Source organism: Paenibacillus sp. FSL R5-192, from assembly GCF_000517845.1.
GTDB lineage: Bacteria > Bacillota > Bacilli > Paenibacillales > Paenibacillaceae > Paenibacillus > Paenibacillus amylolyticus.
Window position 1 is genome coordinate 110,534 of the sequence record NZ_ASPR01000047.1, and the last position, 21,810, is coordinate 132,343.

19 protein-coding genes are annotated in these 21,810 nt (G+C 46.2%); 9 read left to right on the forward strand and 10 right to left on the reverse strand.

Annotated elements, in window-relative coordinates; all coding sequences use genetic code 11:
* Window positions 1-101: 101 nt before the first annotated feature.
* The 3 genes from C161_RS23280 to C161_RS23290 all read right to left on the reverse strand — a co-directional run bounded on the left by C161_RS23280 (window position 102) and on the right by C161_RS23290 (window position 2,570).
* Window positions 102-953: a DUF4179 domain-containing protein gene (locus C161_RS23280; RefSeq protein ID WP_036673126.1), complete on the reverse strand. Its 852-nt coding sequence runs from the start codon at window positions 951-953 to the stop codon at window positions 102-104.
* Window positions 950-1,468, reverse strand: coding sequence for a sigma-70 family RNA polymerase sigma factor (locus C161_RS23285; protein ID WP_036673127.1), 519 nt, complete (start codon window positions 1,466-1,468; stop codon window positions 950-952). The genes C161_RS23280 and C161_RS23285 overlap by 4 nt, the downstream gene beginning before the upstream one ends.
* Before the next feature lie 274 nt (window positions 1,469-1,742).
* Window positions 1,743-2,570: an aldo/keto reductase gene (locus tag C161_RS23290; RefSeq protein ID WP_036673130.1), complete on the reverse strand. Its 828-nt coding sequence runs from the start codon at window positions 2,568-2,570 to the stop codon at window positions 1,743-1,745.
* 334 nt (window positions 2,571-2,904) lie between these two features.
* Between C161_RS23290 and C161_RS23295 the strand changes: the two genes are divergently transcribed.
* Complete coding sequence (locus tag C161_RS23295) at window positions 2,905-4,161, forward strand: DUF445 domain-containing protein (RefSeq protein WP_036673132.1); 1,257 nt, start codon at window positions 2,905-2,907, stop codon at window positions 4,159-4,161.
* An 84-nt stretch (window positions 4,162-4,245) separates the two neighbouring features.
* Here C161_RS23295 and C161_RS23300 read toward each other — a convergent pair whose 3' ends face one another.
* Genes C161_RS23300 through C161_RS23315 form a run of 4 tightly spaced genes read right to left on the reverse strand, consistent with a single transcriptional unit; the run spans window position 4,246 to window position 7,042 of the window.
* On the reverse strand, window positions 4,246-4,599 hold the full coding sequence (locus tag C161_RS23300) for a YxeA family protein (RefSeq protein WP_036616662.1): 354 nt from the start codon (window positions 4,597-4,599) through the stop codon (window positions 4,246-4,248).
* A gap of 29 nt (window positions 4,600-4,628) precedes the next feature.
* Window positions 4,629-5,360 (reverse strand): ABC transporter permease, encoded by a 732-nt coding sequence (locus C161_RS23305; RefSeq protein WP_036673135.1) that lies wholly within the window; start codon window positions 5,358-5,360, stop codon window positions 4,629-4,631.
* A gap of 12 nt (window positions 5,361-5,372) precedes the next feature.
* The gene (locus tag C161_RS23310) at window positions 5,373-6,122 is read right to left on the reverse strand and encodes an ABC transporter permease (protein WP_036673138.1); all 750 of its coding nucleotides are present in this window, start codon (window positions 6,120-6,122) and stop codon (window positions 5,373-5,375) included.
* Window positions 6,122-7,042, reverse strand: a complete 921-nt coding sequence (locus tag C161_RS23315; protein ID WP_442789437.1) for an ABC transporter ATP-binding protein — start codon at window positions 7,040-7,042, stop codon at window positions 6,122-6,124. The genes C161_RS23310 and C161_RS23315 overlap by 1 nt, the downstream gene beginning before the upstream one ends.
* A gap of 153 nt (window positions 7,043-7,195) precedes the next feature.
* Between C161_RS23315 and C161_RS23320 the strand changes: the two genes are divergently transcribed.
* The 8 genes from C161_RS23320 to C161_RS23355 all read left to right on the forward strand — a co-directional run bounded on the left by C161_RS23320 (window position 7,196) and on the right by C161_RS23355 (window position 17,803).
* Window positions 7,196-7,909, forward strand: a complete 714-nt coding sequence (locus tag C161_RS23320; protein ID WP_036616668.1) for a response regulator transcription factor — start codon at window positions 7,196-7,198, stop codon at window positions 7,907-7,909.
* Window positions 7,909-9,291, forward strand: a complete 1,383-nt coding sequence (locus C161_RS23325) for a sensor histidine kinase (protein WP_036616670.1) — start codon at window positions 7,909-7,911, stop codon at window positions 9,289-9,291. Before C161_RS23320 ends, C161_RS23325 begins: the two co-directional genes overlap by 1 nt.
* Window positions 9,292-9,567: 276 nt before the next feature.
* Window positions 9,568-9,750 (forward strand): type A2 lanthipeptide, encoded by a 183-nt coding sequence (locus C161_RS23330; RefSeq protein WP_036616672.1) that lies wholly within the window; start codon window positions 9,568-9,570, stop codon window positions 9,748-9,750.
* Window positions 9,751-9,854: 104 nt separating this feature from the next.
* Complete coding sequence (locus tag C161_RS23335; RefSeq protein ID WP_036616674.1) at window positions 9,855-13,265, forward strand: type 2 lanthipeptide synthetase LanM family protein; 3,411 nt, start codon at window positions 9,855-9,857, stop codon at window positions 13,263-13,265.
* Window positions 13,258-15,474 carry a peptidase domain-containing ABC transporter gene (locus tag C161_RS23340; RefSeq protein WP_051447441.1) on the forward strand — a complete coding sequence of 739 codons (2,217 nt, stop codon included), beginning with the start codon at window positions 13,258-13,260 and terminating at the stop codon, window positions 15,472-15,474. Before C161_RS23335 ends, C161_RS23340 begins: the two co-directional genes overlap by 8 nt.
* A 397-nt stretch (window positions 15,475-15,871) precedes the next feature.
* Window positions 15,872-16,153, forward strand: a complete 282-nt coding sequence (locus C161_RS23345) for a hypothetical protein (protein WP_036616676.1) — start codon at window positions 15,872-15,874, stop codon at window positions 16,151-16,153.
* A gap of 31 nt (window positions 16,154-16,184) precedes the next feature.
* A complete protein-coding gene (locus C161_RS23350; RefSeq protein WP_036616678.1) occupies window positions 16,185-17,474 on the forward strand; it encodes a lipase family protein in 1,290 nt (429 codons plus the stop codon).
* A gap of 56 nt (window positions 17,475-17,530) precedes the next feature.
* Window positions 17,531-17,803, forward strand: a complete 273-nt coding sequence (locus tag C161_RS23355; protein WP_017691024.1) for a hypothetical protein — start codon at window positions 17,531-17,533, stop codon at window positions 17,801-17,803.
* 227 nt (window positions 17,804-18,030) lie between these two features.
* Here C161_RS23355 and C161_RS23360 read toward each other — a convergent pair whose 3' ends face one another.
* From C161_RS23360 to C161_RS23370, 3 genes are all read right to left on the reverse strand, one after another.
* Entirely contained in the window at window positions 18,031-18,807 is a 777-nt protein-coding gene (locus C161_RS23360) for a YcnI family copper-binding membrane protein (RefSeq protein WP_036616680.1), read from the reverse strand.
* Between the two features lie 423 nt (window positions 18,808-19,230).
* Window positions 19,231-20,946: a copper resistance CopC/CopD family protein gene (locus tag C161_RS23365; protein ID WP_051447442.1), complete on the reverse strand. Its 1,716-nt coding sequence runs from the start codon at window positions 20,944-20,946 to the stop codon at window positions 19,231-19,233.
* Between the two features lie 207 nt (window positions 20,947-21,153).
* Window positions 21,154-21,810 (reverse strand): response regulator, encoded by a 657-nt coding sequence (locus C161_RS23370; protein ID WP_036616682.1) that lies wholly within the window; start codon window positions 21,808-21,810, stop codon window positions 21,154-21,156.

Consider the following 21,810-nt stretch of genomic DNA (forward strand, 5'->3'; position numbering starts at 1 on the left):
GGATTTTTTTGGATCGAGCGTATTAAATATGCTGAGGTCTATGCCCAGTTCAGGGATGTAGGATTCCCTTTTGGATCAGCATCACTTTTGGCAATAACTAATCACTTCGGATTCTCGTTACTCATCCAGCTGTCCACATAAAACTCCTCATGATAATCCGGTTGCTGAGCTAGTTCTTTGAGCTTCTGTTCAGCTTCTTCAGCGGTAAGATATTCTCCAATAACTGCTGTAAACTCACCAGTGGACGTTTTGAGGAAAGAGATGTCCTCATCCGGATAGGACTCTTTAATTATACCCATCGATTCTCCAAAAGGCATTGATTCTGTGCGGAGAGAGTATACCTTCCGAGGTGTGACCGGTTTGCCGTCGGAAGTCAATTTCACTTCCAGGTACCCAGGGTTCTTGAATTCCGTTACGGCATACTGTACCCCTTCTTTTAAAACAACTACGAATCCGACGGAAGAGTCGTCTAAAATCATGGAACCATAAACATCTTTCACTAAAGGCTGGGTCATGAAGTCGGCTTTGACTTTCTTTATATCCATGTAACGTGCACCGCTAAAAGTGAAGAGGATACGATTCGGTGCTTCTTTGTGTACCACATTATAATGGGGTGCATCATTAGTCTGATCTTGCTCGTCGGTGCTAAAATTGATTTTTAGCGTATTTTCGGTTGCTTCCGATCCCACAGTTACTCCATCGGTAATCTTGCCGCCATCGCCAAATTGCAACACCTGAACAATAGATCCAACCACAGGTATTTTGGACATGGCGTTTGCTACGGAAGGGATGTTGACCACGAAGAGAAAAGCAGCACATGCCACTATGACTGAGGCATAACGAATCATTCGAGATGAATTCTTGCGAGCAGTGGCTCTTTTCTGTGCATGATGAATAACGTCAGTAAGTTGAGCAGGGATTTCAATATTTTCGTAACGATCTTTTCCTGTCATACGTTCTCAACCTCTCCTTCAATTAAATCCATTTTTAATTTGTTGATAATCCGATAGAATTTTGACTTAACGGTATTCTCCGACAGTGAGAGCACTTCAGCGATCTCCCGGAAACGCATATTACCAAAGAACTTTAATATAATATAGGCTCTATCTTCGGGCACGAGTCGATCCAGTGCATCATACAGATCCATTTTCTCTTCCACGGACGCCCCTCGCTCTGGAGCCACAAACTCCTGCACATGATCCTCCATATAGGTCACTCGCTGGTTACGTCGAATATGATCTATCGCTGTGTTAATCACAATTCGTGACATCCAGGAATCAAAATAAGTCATGGACTCCATCTTTCCATAAGCGATGTACCCTTTATAGACCGCTTCGGATACGATATCCAGCGCTTCTTGTTCATTTTTAACATAGCAGTATGCCAGTCGATATAATTTATTTTGAATCTCTGTTATTTTTTCGCTGAACTGTTCTTCTTTTGTCTTTCTATGGTTCAGTCTAATCACTCCTGATCCCCCCTGATCAACCTAAATATTCAAGTCACAGCTCGTTCCAGGCCTGGATTCTATATAAGTGCTTGAGTTCGCTTGACACTCGTTAGACTGATGAGGAGAAGAAATAGTTCTAAACGTTCAAAAAACTTTTATTCTTTCGGCCCTGAAGAGGATAACGAGCCTCGCCTCCATTCTTAACAACGAATAGTTTGCCTATAACATCACATACCAAAACACCCGCTCTTCTAAGATCGAAGGCGGGTGTAATCGAATTAATTTGCTTATATTAGAAGTTAAAGTTGTCTGGATCCGAACCAAAGCGTTTATTCTCGTTCAGACTGTTAATCTGCTCTACTTCTTCCGAAGTTAACTCAAAATCATAGAGATCAGCATTCGCGTGAATACGCTCAGGCGTAACGGATTTTGGTATCGTCACGATGCCGTTCTGCAGATCCCAGCGCAGAATTACTTGTGCGGGGGACTTGCTGTATTTGGCTGCGATATCCTTCAGCAACGGATGATCCATCAGATGACCTTGTCCGAGCGGAGACCAGGCTTCGATCTGAATCTGATGTTTGTTGCAGTACGCACGAAGCTCTGACTGAATCAATAGTGGGTGAAGCTCCACCTGATTAACTGCTGGTTTGATCGTGGCATCGATCATCAAGTCTTCCAGATGGTGAATCTGGAAGTTGCTCACACCGATCGCCCGGATGCGTCCTTCTTTATGAAGTTTCTCCAGCGCTCGCCATGTATCTTTGTACTTGCCCTTAACCGGCCAGTGGATGAGATAGAGATCCAGATACTCCAGTTCGAGTCGTTCCATGCTGGCTTCGAAGGCAGCCAGCGTGGATTCATATCCCTGATCACTATTCCATACTTTAGTGGTAATGAACAGATCCTCACGAGCTACTCCAGATTCACGAATACCCTGAGCGACACCTGTTTCGTTGTTATACGCTTTGGCTGTGTCGATGCTGCGATAACCAGCTTGAATGGCTGTTTTGACAGCATGAACGACTTCGTCTCCGTCTTTAACTTTGAATACCCCAAAACCCAGCCATGGCATTTTGACTCCGTTATAGAGTGTGGTTGTGTCCTGCACGTGTTTCATGGTCCGAAATTCCTCCTCTTATTGATTCATTGTTCCACTATGTAATTACCCTGCTGTTCAGTAGCCAATCGATATCGAAGGGCCGTCTTGATTGATTATACTAAAATCTGCCTGGTCTTGGAAAAGGGAGTGATCCATTTTACGAAGTAAACGCCGCTATTATCCTTTTTCTTCAACCAGAGGTTTGGTTTTGACGCTTGTGGGTGATAAGATGAAGTATACGAAATATGGAAGTCAAGACTTTGTAATTGGAGAGTTTTACATAAGAACAGACGAAGTGCGGAATCGGGTACAGACCGGGCCGTACGATTAACGATAAAGGAGCAAGAATACAATGGCTAAACCTAAACAAACCAAAAAAGCAGCTGCTTGGTCTCTCGTGGTGATGGGGGCAGGATTTGCTGCATCCTTGCCGTTCCAGGGCGTTCCTGTGGGCAAGTTGCTGGTAGGATCATTTGAAGCGGGACTCGTGGGTGGACTTGCGGACTGGTTCGCCGTTACCGCATTATTCCGTCACCCGCTCGGCATTCCAATTCCACATACGGCATTGCTGCCGAAAAATCGCGATAAAATGACGGAAGGTCTGGTCTCCGCAGTAGAGAATAACTTGCTCAACAAAGACAGCATTACCGAGAAAATTGCAGATTTCAAAGCAGCAGAGACGGTGCTCGATACGTTGACCCGTGAGCTTCACAGTGACGGGATCAAGACGATGATTGATACGCTCTGCAAGCGAATTCTGGCTGGTCTGCCGTTAGAGCAGATTGCTCCGCTCGTGGCACGTGAGATCAAGTCACAAGCGGGCGCCTTTGATCTGGGTCCGATTCTGGAACGGGCTGCCCACCAGATGACAGAGCGGGGTTACGACGCCAAAGCGCTGGACTATGGACTGAAGCAAGCCGAGGAGTGGCTGGTTAAGCCCGAGACGATCATGTTTTTGGGTGAAAGCGGCATGAAAGCCATCAGCGGCATTCAGATGAACGGATTGATGCAGTTTGCGATGAATGCGTTCCTGGGTTATATGAACGAGGAGCGTCTGGGTGGCATTTTACAAGGATATCTCTTCGATCGGGTAGAGGATATGAAACGTGAAGGCAGCGCTCTAAGATACAAGGTGCTTGATATGGTACGTACCCAGACGGTGCGTTTGGCAATGAGTGAGGCTATGCAAGATGGAATCAACAGCTGGAAGAACAATATGTTGGAGGGCTGGAACGCAGAGGAAACGGTGCTGAACAAACTCACCGACCTGAGAGACAAGGCGCTCGCCGCGATGGAAGATGGACAGTATGTAGATACGTATGCACTGCCTGCCATTGAGCGGGTATTGGTTGATCTGCGGGCAGATGACGAGTTGATGACAGGCATGAATGCCAAGATCGTAAATGGCGTCACAACACTGCTGGAGAAAAATCATTCCAAAATCGGTAAACTGGTACGCGAAAATGTGGACAAAATGGACAATGCCACTTTGGTTTCGATGATTGAGGATAAGGTTGGACAGGATCTGCAATGGATTCGGATCAACGGAGCCGTTACCGGATTTGTTATCGGGATTGCGCTGACTGCGCTGCAGATGGCATTAGCATAACCTAAAAGAGCCACCCTTGAAGTAATAGGGCAAGGCTCTTTTTGTTATGCAAATATCAATGGAGATATAGATACGCATCTTTTTCTATTTAGAGGTTAACTGCTTGGCTTGCCCTGGCAGATCGTCCGCTGTGACCTCTTCCCAGTGTGTAACACCACGCAGCGTGGATACATATAGTTTCAGATAGGCCCCATTTTTGAGTAGCTTACTGGTGGAGAAGCTAAGTGTTTTGGATTTTCCTTCGTCTGTATAGCCGATCAGTTCATAAGCATATCTGCCATTGTCATCCTTGTTGACTGTAGTCTGATTCACAGTGGTATAGTAGGTTGTTTTGCCGGCAGGGTTATCGGGAGTCAATTTAGCAGGGTCCATGAAGAAGAGCCACAGGCAAGTCAGAATAACGAGTACCAATGCGAGAATAGTGAATGCTTTTTTCATGTTCTTGTCCTCCTTTAATCTCGGTAAATTTAGGACGATGCGATGTCTTTATATTTCAGGCGGCGGATCGACCAGGTAGCAAACAGAAGGATAAAGAGACTGTTCATGAAAAGAAAAACGATATTCTCCGAGGATGTCAGTCCCTTTTGACTCAGAACGCCCATGCCTATAGTTAACAAGGAGTAGGGGAATAACATGCCGATTTTCAGCACATACATGCCTAGTCCCAGAAAGACTGCACAAAGGCTGATGCCAATTGGCGTCGCAAAGCTTCTTATCCGGATCGACAACCCTAGTTGCAGTGCAGCAATAGAGATAGAGGCAAACCATCCTCGCAGGCTCCATACGACGGTCTCCATCGGGAACGGACCCGGAATGACGAACAGTTTGCCTGCTGCCCAGTACATGAGCATGAAGAAGGCTTGAGCCGAGAAGATCAATATGCCAACAATGACCAACTTGGCAACAAATAGGCTGGTGACTGACACTGGAGAAGCCAGAATCATATTCCAGTTGCGATTGCTGTGTTCCAGGCGGCATACAAAGGCACAACAGATAGCGATCAGGATGGGCAGGAAGAATTCTCCGTAAAACAAACTGACCTGTGTCCACAGGCTGTACCACCCGTTTTGTAAAGCCGCTTGATTGAAATAAAAGTTAAAGCATCCGATAAGCAGACTGATAATAGGCAGAATGGCCAGTACCAGGCTGATCCGGGAATGCCGAAGTTTAAGCCATTCTGCGGAAATGCTCCTCAGCATGTGTTCCCCTCCTCAAATCTCTTGTCTTGAAGCATGAATATTCCCTGCAAAATAGAAGATGGCAGCCATCAACAAGGCGGCTAAGAAAAGACCGACAGGCAGCATACCCGATACATAGGTACCCGAAGATGCGCTGTAAATATAAGTGACTGGATTCAGATCCATGTAGTAAGACCAGATGAAAAGGTGACGTACACCTGCTGGAAACAACCCCGATGTTGTTCCGATGAATCCGCCCAGCATACCCAGACATAACGCAAAAGCCTGATTGCGTACTGTAAGAGACAACCATTGCTGAAGAGCGGTGATGGCGAGTGTAGTTAGCATTGTGCCTATAGCGAACTGCACAAGCAGGGAAAGTGGCAGCGGACCGGAAATATTTTTGGATAAACCGAAACCGACAATGAACACAGCTTGCGCAAGGATACCATAAAGGATCAGGCTGTTCGCACATATGTATTTGGCTGTGTAGACATGATTACGTCCGGTGTTGGTCGTCATTAGCATCTTCCAGGTGTTCCCCTTATGCTCCATATCACAGATGCGGGATACAACGATAGCCGATATAATGGGCAGAAACAGACCGTTCATGGAAGCGATGCTGAAGATCAAGGCTTCCCAGCTCGCATTGGTTGCACTTCGGGAGATGGAGATACTCATGGACATGGAGGCCCAGATCATCTCAGCGGCTAGAAAAAGAGATAGCATGACCCAGATCTTTTTGCGGCGGATTTTAAAATACTCTAGGGATAGAGCTTTCATTACAGGCTCCGCTCCTTTCCGGTCAGATCCAGGAATATACCTTCCAGACTTTTCTTGTATTCCTCGATACGAATCACAGGAATATCGTGTTGTACCAGCACTTTATTCATGTGCGAGACTTCTTCGTCACGAAGGTAGTCGAACACCAGTTGTTTGCCCTGGACTGTAGGCATGTAGCCTTGAGTCAAAAGGATTTTCTCTGCCCTTGCCGTATCCGTCGTCTGAAAACGTATGGTAGCCTTGTTATTGGCCTGAAGACTCTGCATGCTTCCCTGAAACAGAAGTTTGCCATCACTGATAATGCCGACTGAGGTAGCAATCTGTTCGATCTCTGATAACAGGTGGCTGGATAGCAGGACTGTTATGCCGTATTGACCTGGAAGGGACTTGATCAATTCCCTAATCTCACCGATCCCCGACGGATCAAGTCCGTTCGTAGGTTCATCCAGAATAAGCAGGCTTGGGAAGGCAAGCAGGGCCATGGCAATACCGAGTCTTTGCTTCATCCCCAGCGAATACTGATCGGCCTGTTTATGTTTTTGATTTTCAAGTCGAACAATTTTGAGAGCTTCATCAATATTTTTGTTCGGTACGTTCCGTAGTCGCTGCATGACTTTCATATTCTCAAGTCCAGTCAAGTGGCCGTAATAAGATGGAGATTCGATCAGTGAACCTGTCTGATTCAGAATGGAAGGGCGATGTTTATTCAGATCTTTGCCAAACACCTTTACAGTGCCTTCGGTAGGTTTGATCAAACCCAAAAGCATTTTTAATGTGGTTGTTTTGCCTGCTCCGTTCGGACCCAGGAAGCCAAAAATCTGTCCCGTCTCAACTGCCAGATTGACCTGATGTACGCGGTTAGTACCGCCATAAGATTTAGACAGGTTATGCGTTTCCACGATGGGGGAACTGTTTATCATTGATCTCAACTCCATTTCACTAATGTCTCTGTTGCTCTAAATATAGATCAGGCTTCTTGCTCGTAGCTGAAGATAACCTTACAATTACCTTAAATGGAAATGGAAAATATCGGATGATTGCCTTTATGATGTATAATAAAAAGGGTGATATCAATGGAATTATTGAAGAATAAGAAAATATTGATCGTAGATGATGAGCCCGAAATACGGGAAATGATTGAACGTTTTTTACGGAAAGAAGGTTTTTTCCGGATCTATACGGCTGGTAACTTCGTGAATGCCTTGGCGGTATGCAGACTTGAAAAGCCGGATGCAGCTATTCTGGATGTGATGCTTCCGGATGGAGATGGGTTCTCTCTGCTCTCTTCGATCCGGTCATTCTCGGACATGCCTGTTCTGTTCTTGTCTGCACGTGGTGAAGATGAGGATCGACTGCTCGGTCTGGGGCTTGGAGCAGATGATTATATGGTCAAGCCCTTTCTGCCAAGAGAGTTGATTCTCAGGCTGATGGCTATTCTGAAGCGGGTATATGCCTCCAATACGGTGGAGAGATTGCCTGTATTTCGTTTGGGTGGACAAACCATTGATCTGGAGAGCGCTGTTGTACAGAGGACAGACAGGGAGCTTCCATTGACAGCTAAGGAGCATGCCATACTGATCAAGTTGTATGAGAATCAGGGCCGAATTGTAACCAGTGATGCCCTGTGTCAAGCCGTCTGGGGAGACGAGAGTTATGGGTATGAGAATACCCTGATGGTGCATGTTCGGCGAATCCGGGAGAAGATTGAGGAAGATCCATCCAAACCGATATTTCTGCTGACGGTACGGGGACTTGGTTATAAATTGATGGTTCAGGAGTCTAGGTAATGGATGGCGTTGTTCGAATTCTAAGAAGGTTCGTCGGATCAACCATTCTGGTATCTGTGGTGCTATTACTATTCAATCTGATTCTGCTAGGTTCGCTGATCTTCAAGGAAATTCATGAAGGGCCTTCCCCTGGTGCGGTTGTGAAGCAGATGGCTAGTGGCCTGAGCAAGGGAGAGCAGGGGGAATATGCGCTGGACAGCGATGGAATGCAATTGCTGGATACATATCAGGCTTGGGCTATGCTGCTTGATCCCCAGGGCAAGGTACAGTGGAGCGAACAGCTTCCGGCTGAAATCCCGCGCTCTTATAACGTGACGGATGTTGCGAAGTTCTCCCGATATTATCTTATGGAATACCCAGTGTATGTGTGGGAGCGTAAAGACGGATTATTGGTCGTAGGCTACCCCAAGAATACGTACGGAAAATACCAGTTCGACTTTTTGGCAGAGTGGCTTAAGTCATTACCTGTTCGGATCATCCTATTATTGGTGTGTAATGTGGCTCTTGCTCTTCTGGTCTCCGTATTAATTGGAACACGGGTAATCCGTAGTATTCGACCGTTGATCAATGGCATTCATGCGCTGGCAAAGGAAGAGCCTGTTCATGTCGAGACCAAGGGTATATTTAATGATCTGTCTCAAAGCATCAATTCAACATCTCGCATGCTTCAGGATAAGGATGATGCTCTTAAAGCGAGAGATGAAGCTCGATCCAACTGGATCGCAGGCATTTCTCACGATATACGGACGCCATTGTCCATGATTCTGGGTTACGCGAGCGAGTTGGAAGAGCAAGTGGATTTGCCAGCTGAGCAAAAACAGCAGGCATCCATTATTCGTCGCCAGGGTGAACGTCTGCGGTCACTGGTCAGTGATCTGAATTTGGTGTCCATGCTGGAGTATGAGATGCAGCCCTTGCAGTTGAAGTCGATTCGACTCTCTGTTCTGGCAAGACAGGTCGTGTCAGATTTTTTGAACAATGGCCTGGATGAACGTTATCCGATCTCGCTTCATGTTCAGGACGAAAGTCTTCAGGTTATGGGGGATGAGCGATTACTGTATCGTGCAGTAACGAACCTGATACATAACAGTATCAGGCATAACCCGGATGGATGTGCAATTGTGCTGGAAACGAGCCGTTCAGCGGAGGATTTATGTTGTGAATTTGTGGTATCTGATGATGGGATAGGAATTCCAAAAGAGTATCTGGACGATGTGGTGGTACTCCCTTATGCCGCAGGACGTGTACGGCCCTCCCGCCAGGGACATGGCTTGGGGCTTCCAATGGTATCAAGGATTGCAAAGGCTCATCGGGGAAGGCTTATTCTCACGAGTGACAGTGGGGAAGGGTTTAGAGCTGTATTGCAGTTGCCTGCTACTTAGAAAAACACCTGCCTTGGACAGGTGTTTAAAACTTTATACATGTAACAACGAACTATCGCAATTTTGTCATCGTCATAGTAAAAGTAATGTTTCTTGTCAAAATGACGCGAAAATCCAAAGAATGGATTTACAAAAAATAGCAAATTGTGCTAGGATGAATATAGGAAATAATTACATAAATTAAATATTTTGGGATTGTAAAGACTTGAATTCAACCTTGGTGTTTAGCTTTTTTTAAGCTATACATATAAAAAAAATTGAATGGAGGTTTTTTCAATGAAACAATTCAATCTCGAAGCATTGGGAGCAATTGAGGACATCAGTGATGATGAGCTGATGGTCATTACAGGTGCGGTATCTGTAATTGATGTTGAAGCAAGCGGCGGTGTATTCTGTACGGTAAGTCATGAATGTCATTATAATTCGGTTTCACCTTCTTCTTGGCTGACTTGTTGTTAATTTTTACTCTTATCTTCGGGCACATAGCTGATTTCAGTTATGTGCTTGATTTTGTTATATGAGGTTTTGGGCACGAACCATCCAATAGAAGGGGAGATAAAACGATGAACATACAGGAGCGGTTACATGACTCCCGGTGGAGTTATGCACTCTACTTAACGGAGAAATACAAGCAGTTTGTGCAGCGATATGCTGCCCAAGTTCCCAATGATCTCTTATTTAGCGAGGAAATTGCTGTTGATATAAATGAAAAAAATATAACTGCTGACGTTCAGCATGGGGACATGCCTGTGGAGCACACTTCCGAGTCGGGAAGGATGCAGAAATGGCTTGAAAAGTTTTTTCAGGACCAGGAGCTATTGTCCAATCGCTTCCAGGCTGAATCCATGAATATGGAGACGGTGCAGGCTATGTTTAACGATACAGGCTTCATGTACGACTTTGTGCAGATGCCCTGGCATCAGGAACTCTGCAGCACATTTCTGGAGAATGAGCATTTGGAGATCGAATATTTTATTGAGGGGAATACGGAAGAAATCCCGTTCTTTGAGTTTTCTAGACCCTTCCTGCAACGATCCATTCAGATCATGACGGACGGCTTGAATGATGGATATGAATGGCTGGACAAACGACGTGTTACTGGGCTTGTTCTGAAGACCGTCTCGGATAAAGTGTTCCACATGTCTGCCAAGACACTAATCTATGAATTAAATAAAGCGAGATTGCAAGATGAATTGAGAGGTGAGGATTCCCGGCAGCGGTATCTGCACTTTGTGAACCAGAACATGCAGTCCAGGGATCAGATTCTCTCCTTACTACTGGAATATCCTGTTCTTGCACGAGGACTTGTCGAGCACACTCTTCGGATCAGTCTGAATATGATGCGTGTTCTGGAGCGGCTGACAAGAGATCGTCGTGAACTGGAATCTTTTTTTGATTTCAAGCTGGATAAGCTGGAGGATATCGTATTTCTCGGGGATTCCCATAACGGTGGAGCTAGTGTATTGCGGTTGGCATTTGCCGAAGGGGTCAATGTCATGTACAAACCTAGGAACATGGCCATCGACACCGCTTTTGCCAGTCTGTTGCAATGGTTTAACGATCAGCGAATAGGATTACCCTTCCGTATTGCCAAATCGCTGGATCGCGCCGAATATGGCTGGCAGCAATTCATTCCCTATGAGGAAGTCACCAGTCTGGAGGGAGCGGAACGCTTTTTTGAACGGCAGGGGCAGTATCTCGCTATTTTGTATGCCGTTAATGCAACAGACATGCATATGGAGAACATTGTTGCTCAGGGCGAGCATCCCTTCTTCGTCGATCTGGAATCACTGTTGCATAATCAACCTTTCAAATATGAGGAGGAGAAGGCACACTATACAGCGCTGGAGAAGACCCTTTCGATATTGAATGATTCCGTGTTAAAAACGAGCATGTTACCAACGTTGGATTCCAACGCTTTGTATCACAGTGATCTGAGCGGACTTGCAGGGGATGTGGATCAGGTACTCAATACGTATGAGATTCATGATAAAAACACCGATACCATGAGAATCCAACGAAGCAAGGTGAGTGTGAGTCGATTTAGTCATTTGCCTTCATATGAACATACACCCATTAAACCTGAGCGATATATCCAAAGTTTGAAGGAGGGTTTCTATCGCATATACAGTGCTATTATGGAGCAAAAGGAGTCATTTATCTCAACAGTCCGCAATGACTTCCATGGTTGTGCTGTACGTACCATTGTTCGTCCGACCGTTACCTATTTTACGCTGATTGAAGCCAGTTCCCATCCGAAATATCTCAGAGACGGGTTGGATAAGAATCTGTTGTTCGACATGATGTGGATGATTGTGCGGCAGGATCGTGATCGTGAAAAACTGGTGAGATATGAGTGCCATGATCTATTGCATGGCGATGTACCCATGTTCCAGACGTTTATCGGTGAGCAAATGTTGTTCCACCACTACGACAACCAAGCGATTGACGGCGTGTTTTCCTCCGATATTTTAACGCAGACCGCGGATAAAGTGCGGGCGATGAATCCCAAAGACATGGATATGCAATGGGAGTTTACCGAGCGTACAATCCAGACTAAATATGTCCTGGAACGCTCATTCGCCATGGAGAAAAGCACGGAAAGCGTCCGACCGGAAATATTGAATGAAACTCAAATACACATGACCAAAGAAGAATATTTGCAAGAAGCCGTGAGGATTGGGGAGTACATAAAAGATATTGCTATTATGGGAGATGAAGGTCTTTCGGTGTCATGGATCAGTATGGGTATGGATGCAGACGAGAAGCTGATCTACAAATCTTCCGAGTTGGGGTTATATAACGGGGTAACCGGTATTGCCTATTTCTATCTGTATCTGAGTCAGGAGACAGGTGACCACAAATATATGCAGATGGTTAATCTGTGCATTCAGACTGCCTGGGAAATGATTCGCAAAAACATCGACAAAAACATCTCATTGTTCACTGGCTACGGGTCGCTTCTCTATCTGCTGGTGCATAAAGCTAACGTATGTTCCGAGCCGGGGATCAACCCGGATACGCTGGAATTACTCGATATCTTGGACGATATGATTGATAGTGATCAGCAATTGGATGTGATCTCAGGTTGTGCGGGCACATTGATGGCATGTGTGGACATGTATACGAGCTTCCAATCGCAAAAAGCGCTGGATGTGGCCGTGCGATGCGCAGACCGATTGCTGGATCTTGCCCAGCCGATGGATCAAGGTATGGCTTGGGTGACGTCAGCGATCAATAAAACGCCACTTAGCGGTATTGCACATGGCAACGCAGGTATCTGTCTGAGTCTGGCTCGTCTATACAGTACTACAGGCAACAAAGCCTATCTTGAAACTTGTATGGAAGGACTGAAGTATGAGGAAGCCCTCTACAGCCCTGAAGTAAACAATTGGAAAGATCTGCGGTTCACCGATGGCAACATGCCGGAAGAACACTATGTTATGTACTGGTGTAATGGCGCACCCGGTCTAGGGATCGCCCGCGTAGGGATAGCGCAGCAATTGAGGTCATTGGGAGCTATGGATACGATAGAGACAGATATCCGCAGGGCGTTAGCCAAGACGATGGAAGAAGGGTTTACAGAAGTTAGCTATTCGCTCTGCCATGGGGATATGGGCAATCTCGAGCTGTTCCTTCTCGCAGCCGATTACTTGCAGGATGAAGAGTTGAAGGAGTTCTCGGTTCAGATGGCAAATTACATTGTGACACAGGTGAGACGTGATAACCATCATTGGAGATGCGGCATTCCGGGTCGTCAGCAAATCCCAGGACTGATGCTAGGGCTTGCAGGAATTGGATATCAATTGCTCCGACTGTACAATCGTGACCTGCCTTCAGTACTGATGATGGAAGGACCAAAGGGCAAGGGGATAAGGGATATGGCTCAGACATACGCTATGGAAACGGCGTCCGCTCAGCAGCAGATGACTACTATGGAGCAGTCATCCCATATGGGGCAGCATCATGCCTGAACGGCCTGTATTCCGTCTGCGCCGGAAGAGACAACGCAAAATCCCTGTCAAACTGCAAATGAATCAATATGATTGTGGTCCCAGTTGCTTGCACATGTTACTCGCATATCATGGCTATGAAGCTGATTTCACCGATCTGAGGGAACGTTTTGCAATGCTGGGAAACGGCAGGGATGGTAGCTCCATGCTCAAAATGAAAGAGGTTGCTCAGACCTATCACTTGAAAGGGATAGCCAAAAAAGCGCCTGTTGAATCACTTAACAATGATTTTCTGCCAGTCATTTGTTTCTGGGAGGACAATCATTTTGTCGTGCTTGAGCGGATCAAGACGAGTGGGCACTTCATTATTGTTGATCCGGCTTTGGGAAGGCTGGTTATCAGTACGCAGGAGTTTGCGGAGAAATATTCAGGTATTTTTTTGCTCGTATATCCGGATGAGGGCTTTGTACCCTTGTCCGAGAAAAAGATTAGTAAAGTGGCGTACTTCAAGGATTTGATTCGCAGTAACAAAAAATATTTTGGTTGGACCGTTCTACTTGCTCTGGGGCTGCAATTGGTTTCGGTGGCCTTTCCGTTCTTGATGCAGGTTTCGATTGATGCGGCCACTAGCGGTGAGGGCTACTCGTTATTTCCTGTCCTGATCACCAGCATTGTGCTGTTAACCCTATTTCAGATCGGTTTCAGTTATATGAAGGATATGTGCATCGTACGGCTTCAGGAATTGCTGGATTCCCAACTGACGACAAACTTTGTCTCTCATATGCTCAAACTGCCTTATCAATATTTTGAAATTCGTTCGCGCGGGGATTTGATGCTGCGGATTAATAGCAATACGACCATTCGAGAGATATTATCCCAGAAGATGATCTCTACGCTAATCAATCTATTTTTAATTGTTGTGACCTTCACGTATATTGTAATCCAGTCCCGTTTGATCGCTTTTACACTGCTTGGTGTTGGACTGGTTCAAATTCTTGTTTTTGTATACACACGTAGCAGATTCAAGAAACTGACACAGACCCAAATTGTTGCCCAAAGTTTGGCTGGATCATTCATGACGGAAGTGTTGGAAGGCATCTCGACCATCAAATCACTTGGGATTGAAGAGCGTACCGGGGAAAAATGGAGAGCACTATTCATGCGTCAGCTCGCAACGGTCAAGGAAAAAGCTATTTTTCAGACAAGAGTAAATACCGTGACGAATACGCTGAGTTTTATGACTCCGATGCTCATTCTGCTGGTGGGACTATATCAGATTATGCAGGGGAATATGACACTTGGTATGCTCGTTTCATTCCAGTCCCTGGCCGCGCTGTTTCTGGGGCCGCTGAACTCGCTTGCTTTGATGCTGAACGAGTTCGTGATGGCGGATGCGCTGCTGGATCGAATCTATGATGTCATTCAAGCCGAGGAAAGTAATAAATTCAAGAAGAAAACACCGACCCTCCGAGATGTAAAGCTGAATGGGGATATTACAATTGATCAGGTCAGTTTCAGGTATACGGACTACGGGGAAGATGTGCTGAAAAATATTAATATTACGATTAAAGCAGGGCAAAGGGTCGCTCTGGTTGGCAAATCAGGCTCAGGAAAGAGTACCTTGGCGAAATTGCTGGTAGGGCTGTATACGCCCACACAGGGTAATATCTATTTTGACGGCGTGGTTGTAGAAGAACTGGAGCAGCAGGATATTCGCAGCCAGATCAGTATCGTGCTTCAGGATAACTTTGTGTTTAACAACACCGTGTATGACAACATCAGGCTACATGCAGAGGGTTCAACGCTGGAGGATGTAATGTTCGCAGCGAAGCTGGCGGATATTCATGACGATATTGAGAAGATGCCAATGAAGTATAACACACTGATCTCTGAAGCGGGTTCGAATCTGTCTGGAGGGCAGAAGCAACGTGTCGCTCTCGCACGAGCATTGGTAAGCAGACCCAAAGTTCTTCTGTTGGATGAGGCAACTAGTGCTTTGGATACTGTTACAGAAGCGACGATTGCCCATAATCTGAATATGTTGAAATGCACCCAGATTATCATTGCTCACAGACTCAGTACCATTCGAAGCGCGGACACCATATATGTACTGGATCAGGGGGTACTCGTGGATGCTGGAACACATGATGAATTGATTGGACGGTGTAAATCCTACAATGATCTCGTGTGTGAACAACTGGACGAAACCGGGGCCAGACAGTATGGATGAGGCTAGTGAGGATGATGTTGACGGAAGACAAAAGGCTTTCTTTTCTACACAATATGTGTTGAAGAGAATGCTTTTTTGTTATATATGGAAAATTCGAGAAGCTAAACTGATGCAAAATTCAGGAAATCGGGTAATATACACGCGAACACGCGTATGAATCATATTAGGAAGAAAGATACATAAAAACGATGCTCTCAGCCGATGTGGTCATGTTGATTTTGTACTATGATTCAGTTAACAGAAGCAGAAGGCATGGGTGAATGATCCTGATTCATTGGGTGCACATATACATTGAAATCATAAGAAGAAGGTGATTGGTATGAGGCCAATACAAAAAAAGGTATGTGTATTCTTACTAATTGTGCTATCTATCTTTATTTTGGGAGGCTGTCAGAACATGAAAGAAAGTGAGAAACAGGCACTTTTTCAAGAAGCAGAAGCGAAAGCGGTCAAATATTTCAAAGACAAGTATGAGATGAACGTTGTTATTACCAGCAAGGAGTTGCTACCCGAAATGGCACTGGACTCGATTGCAATGGAAGGGCATGTGGTAGAGCAGGAGGATCAGGAGTTCACTATTTCCTATGACTATAGTGATAAAAAAATCAAAAATTTTGGAATGAGCCCTGCCATCAAGGCAGCCATCATTGAGAAAGGCTACGATCCTTTTGCCAAGTAGATTGTATTGAATTTTGGGAGGTGAACATAACATGGGGGATACACCAAGAATTGATGATGAAACATACCGTCTGATGTCGGAACTGGCTTATGAAAATGCCAAAGCAGGTACCGAATATGCGAATCTACCAGGCTGGCAAGTGCTTGAGGATACGCATGGCAACGGTTATTCCGGTTTTGACGCAGTGACTTTTTACAATCCGGAAACGGGGCAGGCGGTCATTTCTTACCGAGGAACAGAAGGAAGTGCCGGATGGGATCGTAAAGGGCCTGATTTTCTGGCGGATGGTCAGATTGCGATCCCCGAACTGGGCAGAAAAATTGAACAATCTACCGATTTCACACCCGATTGGTTATCAGGTGGAATTCAAAAGGTAAAAGACGTCACCGGACTGACTCATTTGGATAATGCGGTGGGTGAGCTGGATAGACAGATTGATAAAAAGCTGAATCCTTTTCCAAATCAAATGTACGAAGCAGAAGACTACGCGAAGGATATGCAGAACAAATATAAGAATTTGGACTTCTCTCTGACAGGGCATTCATTAGGCGGCGGAAATGCTCAGTATGCAGCAGCGCATACGGGAATGACGGCAGTAACCTTTAGTGCGCCATCTGTAATATCCAGCTTGACTCCATCACTGAAACGTAAGGCAGAAGAGGGTGGATTCGATAATCAGATCGTAAACTTTGGTCACCCGGGTGACTTTGTCGCCAGTGGATTCTTTGGTGGCTATGATCGTCATGTGGGTTCCATGTATTACATCAACTCTAATTACAAGGACATGAATGACAACATGAGCATGGGAGATAAGATGGGTAACACCTTTGGTGGGAAGGAATACCACGACCTGAAGCAGTATCAGTTCGAGAATGGTTATATTTCCAATGATCTATACGACCCTACCACTGGTGAGAAAATCAATAAAACTCCCCGTGAACCTTCCAATATCATGACGGAGCTTGCGGATGTTATGCGTAGCTTTGGTGTGCAGACTAACAAGATGGTTGCAGGTGTTGGCTCAGTGGGGGGAGCTTCAGGTCTGATTCAGGTAACGCCGGAAGAACTGAAAAGTGTCGCTTCACGGTGGAAGCAAAATGCACAACAGTGCAATGCGGAGCTGAATCAGGTGCGAACCCGCATGGCCCAATATCTGCATACGAGCCGCAGTCGCAGACTGGAGCCAATTGTCACCCAATTGGACGCATCCATTCATGAGCTTGGCACATGGCATATGAAACACACCAGCCAGTTCCTGAACTTTATTGATGAGAAGGCGGATGCTTTCCGGCAGGCGGACGAGAGTCCGGTTCATTTTTAATTAGGATTTCTGGGTGGCTAGCGTTGATATCACGTACATAGGGGAGGGGAACACGAGTGGGTGGACAATTGCTGGTGGAATTGAATGATCTTCGGATTGCGGAAAAAGAACTTACACAGCTGCTGGCCCGTCTGCAAGCCGATGAGCAAGAAGCGCGGGCGCTATACAGTCGGCTGAACGATTGGAAAGGCCAGTCCGCAGATCATACAAGACAGCAGATTGAAGAGTTTTTTGCGGGCTTGTCCAGACGTATTCAATCCATTGAACAGCAGAAGAAAAGCTTGCTGCAATACATTGAGATCATGATCCAGACGGATCAGGAACGCTAAAGGGTGGTAAGGCTGATGCCAAATTGCGGATGGTAATCAGCGTGGATAAGAGTGTGACCGTGGAGCGGCATGATTAGTGCCTTAACCACGGATTGTAAAAAACATGGGTAGCCAATCAAAATGATGATAGCTAAAAAGCCTACGGCACATCGGGTTTGATCCCGTATGCCATAGGCTTTTTGTTATCTGAATTTTTCTCAGGTTTTCGTAAAACTGTAAGTTAGTTCTTAACGTTTTTTGCGACGTGTAGCCAACGCAATCCCCAAGAAGGACAGGATCAGGGCCAGAATGGATACGATCAATGTTGCTTGTTGAAGCTTCAGCGTACCCGGGTCTGTATCCGTGTTGTTTGGTTCACCTGTAACGGTGTCATTGAGTGCATCGCCCAGCGTGGTGTCATCGTTTGCTTTGCTATCGTCGGTAGCTGCATTATCTCCAGTGGCGCCTTCTGTACCTGCACTATCATGTCCATCGTTGGCATGACCTCCACCTGCCGCAGCATTACCAGCAGCAGCCGGATCTTCGCTAATCGTTGTGATACTGTGCGGGTTGGCATCACTTGGTTGGCCTGTCCATTCTACGATGCTGCCATCACTGTAGTATTGGAAGGCATCCCAAGCTATTTCAGCTTCCGCCTTAGGGTTCTGTGCAACGAAGTTGAACTGCTGGAATTGTCCTGCCAGAATGCCTTCGTTATCGCCGTCAATTTCCCACGTAATCGATGTTACTTCATTGGAATCGTTCTTCTCTGTGGTGATTTTCCAGCCTGCCAGTGGTTGATATTGCTTGAATGCAACACCTTCCGGAACTTTCATGGTGATTTTGGTTGTAGGCAGTTCTTTCTCGGATGGAATCTTAATCGTGTACGTCTGCCATGCACTTGTCTGTGCAACGGATGGGCTAACGGTAACATGAGCGCTAGCGAATCCGGCGAATAACATGAATGCTGCGGTACCTGTTGCGATAGTGGATGTTAGTTTGGAAATCCATGATGTTTTCTTCAAAATAAATAACCCCTCTCAGTTCTTATCATATATGATGCGGTCCATTTTCTTAAATGAGTGTCTACGTTCTGCAAAGGCCGTTTCGGTTACGAATTGTTCTTTCGAGTGATTAAAAGCAGATTACACTTGCTACTTCGATGACAGAATAACCTTCCAATCGCTGTTATCCCCAGATTTTTTGATTCCCTTTTCTTAAAGGGTAAAATCCGGGGATAGCATATGCTTCCGAAGCAGCTTTCTTTCAGAAAGCTTTTAGGCGAACGCTTCGCTTCTTCACGCTATTTCTGTCCTCTCCGTTCTCGTGTAGATCAGAAAGCTTTTAGCTTCGCTTCTCCAAAATCAATTCGTTCCCTTCACTACATTTGCAGTTTGTAGAAACACTAATTTTAGATTGGGTCACTTTTCAATATAAACGTTGTGTAACTATGGCTTGGCGGTATCAATCTCAAATTCGGCATCCAGTGCATCCAACGTCTTGGTCAGGAGATGTACCTTGATATTCCAACGTCCAGGCATGGAGATGTAATCTTCAGCCTTGTACACACCGGTGTCGTTTTTCGGAATGGTGATCTCGTAGATCCCCATATCCATGTCCAGATGTGTGAGTGACAGTGTGATCTGTTCCAGATCGTTAACGATGCTACCGTCTGCACGTTTCACATCGACTTCGAATTGGTTCTCTCCTGTTACATTGGGACTCACCTGAAGTGTGATCGCCGAGCCGTCTTCTGTAGTCTTTGTCTCCTGATACGGTCCGACCGCAGCGGGTTGTCCTGGAGACAGGTGTGTCAGTACGGCAGCCAGAGCGAGAATCACAGCACCGGTGGCAAGTTCGGCCTTCAGGCTGCCGGATAATCTGCTACCCGTTGCTGCTCTTGCCAATCGCGCATGACGCCAGGCGAAGACAAGCATAACAATAAGCAGGACGATCTTGCCGACTAGGACACGGCCATAGGCTGTAGTGAACAAGGAAGTCAGCACAGGTGCTGGCAGAATAATCAGACTGCTGTATATTCCTGTAGCAACCAGAGCGGCTACGGCGCCAATTCCCCAGGCGGTAAACCTGCGAATAGCAACCCAGTAGACTTCTCCTCGCACCTTCGATGGCAGCTTATCCGCCAGTGGAGGCAGACATATCGCCATGGCGGTTAGTGCGCCAATCCAGAAAGCGGAACCGATCAGATGCACGAAGTCCATGGCAATCGCGAGAGCACGTTGATCCGCCGCAGCCGGATGTCCCGTCATGGCATGCGTGAACAGCCATCCAAGCACGAGCACAAGTGAGCCATAGGAAGACCAGATGCGAGCACGGATGGATCGATCACGATCATATCCGGAGAGAATCGTGACGGCCAGCAGCATTACAATGAGTATTTGTAACATCCAGATCTGACCAAAGGATGTCAGCTTGAGCGCACTTCCGATCAGTGCCCAGCTTAGTTCGTTCAGAGCCACACCAGATTCATATAACGTATTCAGTGGCAGGCTGACCAGAGCGGCAAAGGAAGCAGCAGCATAACTGATCCATAACAATCTGTAGCTGCCCGGAACGTCCATAGGTTCTCTTGTCATGGATGTCGGTGCGATTCGGAGTAGCAAGAATGCAAGTGTCCCCAGTATGACAGACAATCCGAGATACTGAATCCAGTCTGTCAGGGATACAATCCATTTCAGCGGCCCACCTGTTGAACCAGAACCGGATGTAAGATCACTCAGTCCGGCAGGAGAACCGGATGGTTCACCGATATGGAAAACATACGCCCCTTGAATTGGGTGTCCATCGGCAGATACAGCTTTCCAGTTAACGGCATAAGTCCCGTTCCCGAGTCCAGCTTGCAGGCCAGTCTCCAGAATATGAGGGCGATCCACATCGATCTTTACATTTCCATCGTCTGCCTGATTGCCGTCAGGGCCGGTTATTTTGATATCATAAAAGGCCGTCTGCAAGGATTCGTTGAACTCCAGCGTCAGCCGCTCCGGAGCAGCTACGAGGATCTCATTTTCTCCTGGCGAAGCCTTAACAATATAAGCATGGGCAGATGCCCACTGTGGCATAACAAGGCAACATACGAGCAACAGACAGGTGACCAATGCCCAGTGCCGTTTGCCCCATTTCAGGGTAAAGCGTGTAAAAATCAAAAAATCATCACCCTCAGGTTATAGATTTGTAGTCATTCATGGTCCTTAAACACAATCTAACCCATTATAACTTTGTCCAAAATGACTGCGTATGACTACATTGGGCTATAAAAAAACGATTTGGTCTACATAATTGTGACAAAAGCATGAATGCTATGTCATTTCTCACCTATGTCGGAAGCATCATTGACTCCGAATTAACAATGTTTATTTGCGAAGTTTACGTCCTGCAAGCCCGCTCTCTAGTGCGTAGCGGGTGAGTTGTACCCGGTTTTCAAGCTGGAGCTTCTGCAAAATGTTTTTGAGATGATTCTTCACCGTCTGGTCTGAAATACCGAGTTGATCGGCAATCTCCCGATTGGTATATCCCGCGGATACCCATTGCAGAATCTCAAGTTCCCGCGCCGTTAGCGGGTTATCTTGCACATCTTCACTGCGTGGTGCGGGGAACTCCTGCAAAATCCGGTAGGCCAGTTCCTTACTGAGCGGTGCGTCGTCACTGACGATTGCGCGCAGGTATTCAAGCCAGGTGGAAGGCGTTAGATTTTTGAGCAAATAGCCTTGAGCGCCTTGTTTCAGTGCTTCGAACAGAAACGTCACATCATCCGATACCGTGACCATAACAACAATAACATAAGGGAATCGCAGCTTGATCTGACGGGTGGCTTCCAGCCCATCCATGCCCGGCATCTGCACGTCCATCAGGATCAGGTCGGGCATCCATTGTCCGGTGAGCTCCAGCGCTTCCTGTCCATTCGAAGCTGTACCAATCACTTCAAACAGGCTATCCTCGGATAAAATGCTACAGATCGCTTCACGCGCATGCGCATGATCATCAACAACCAATACACGTACATGTTCCAT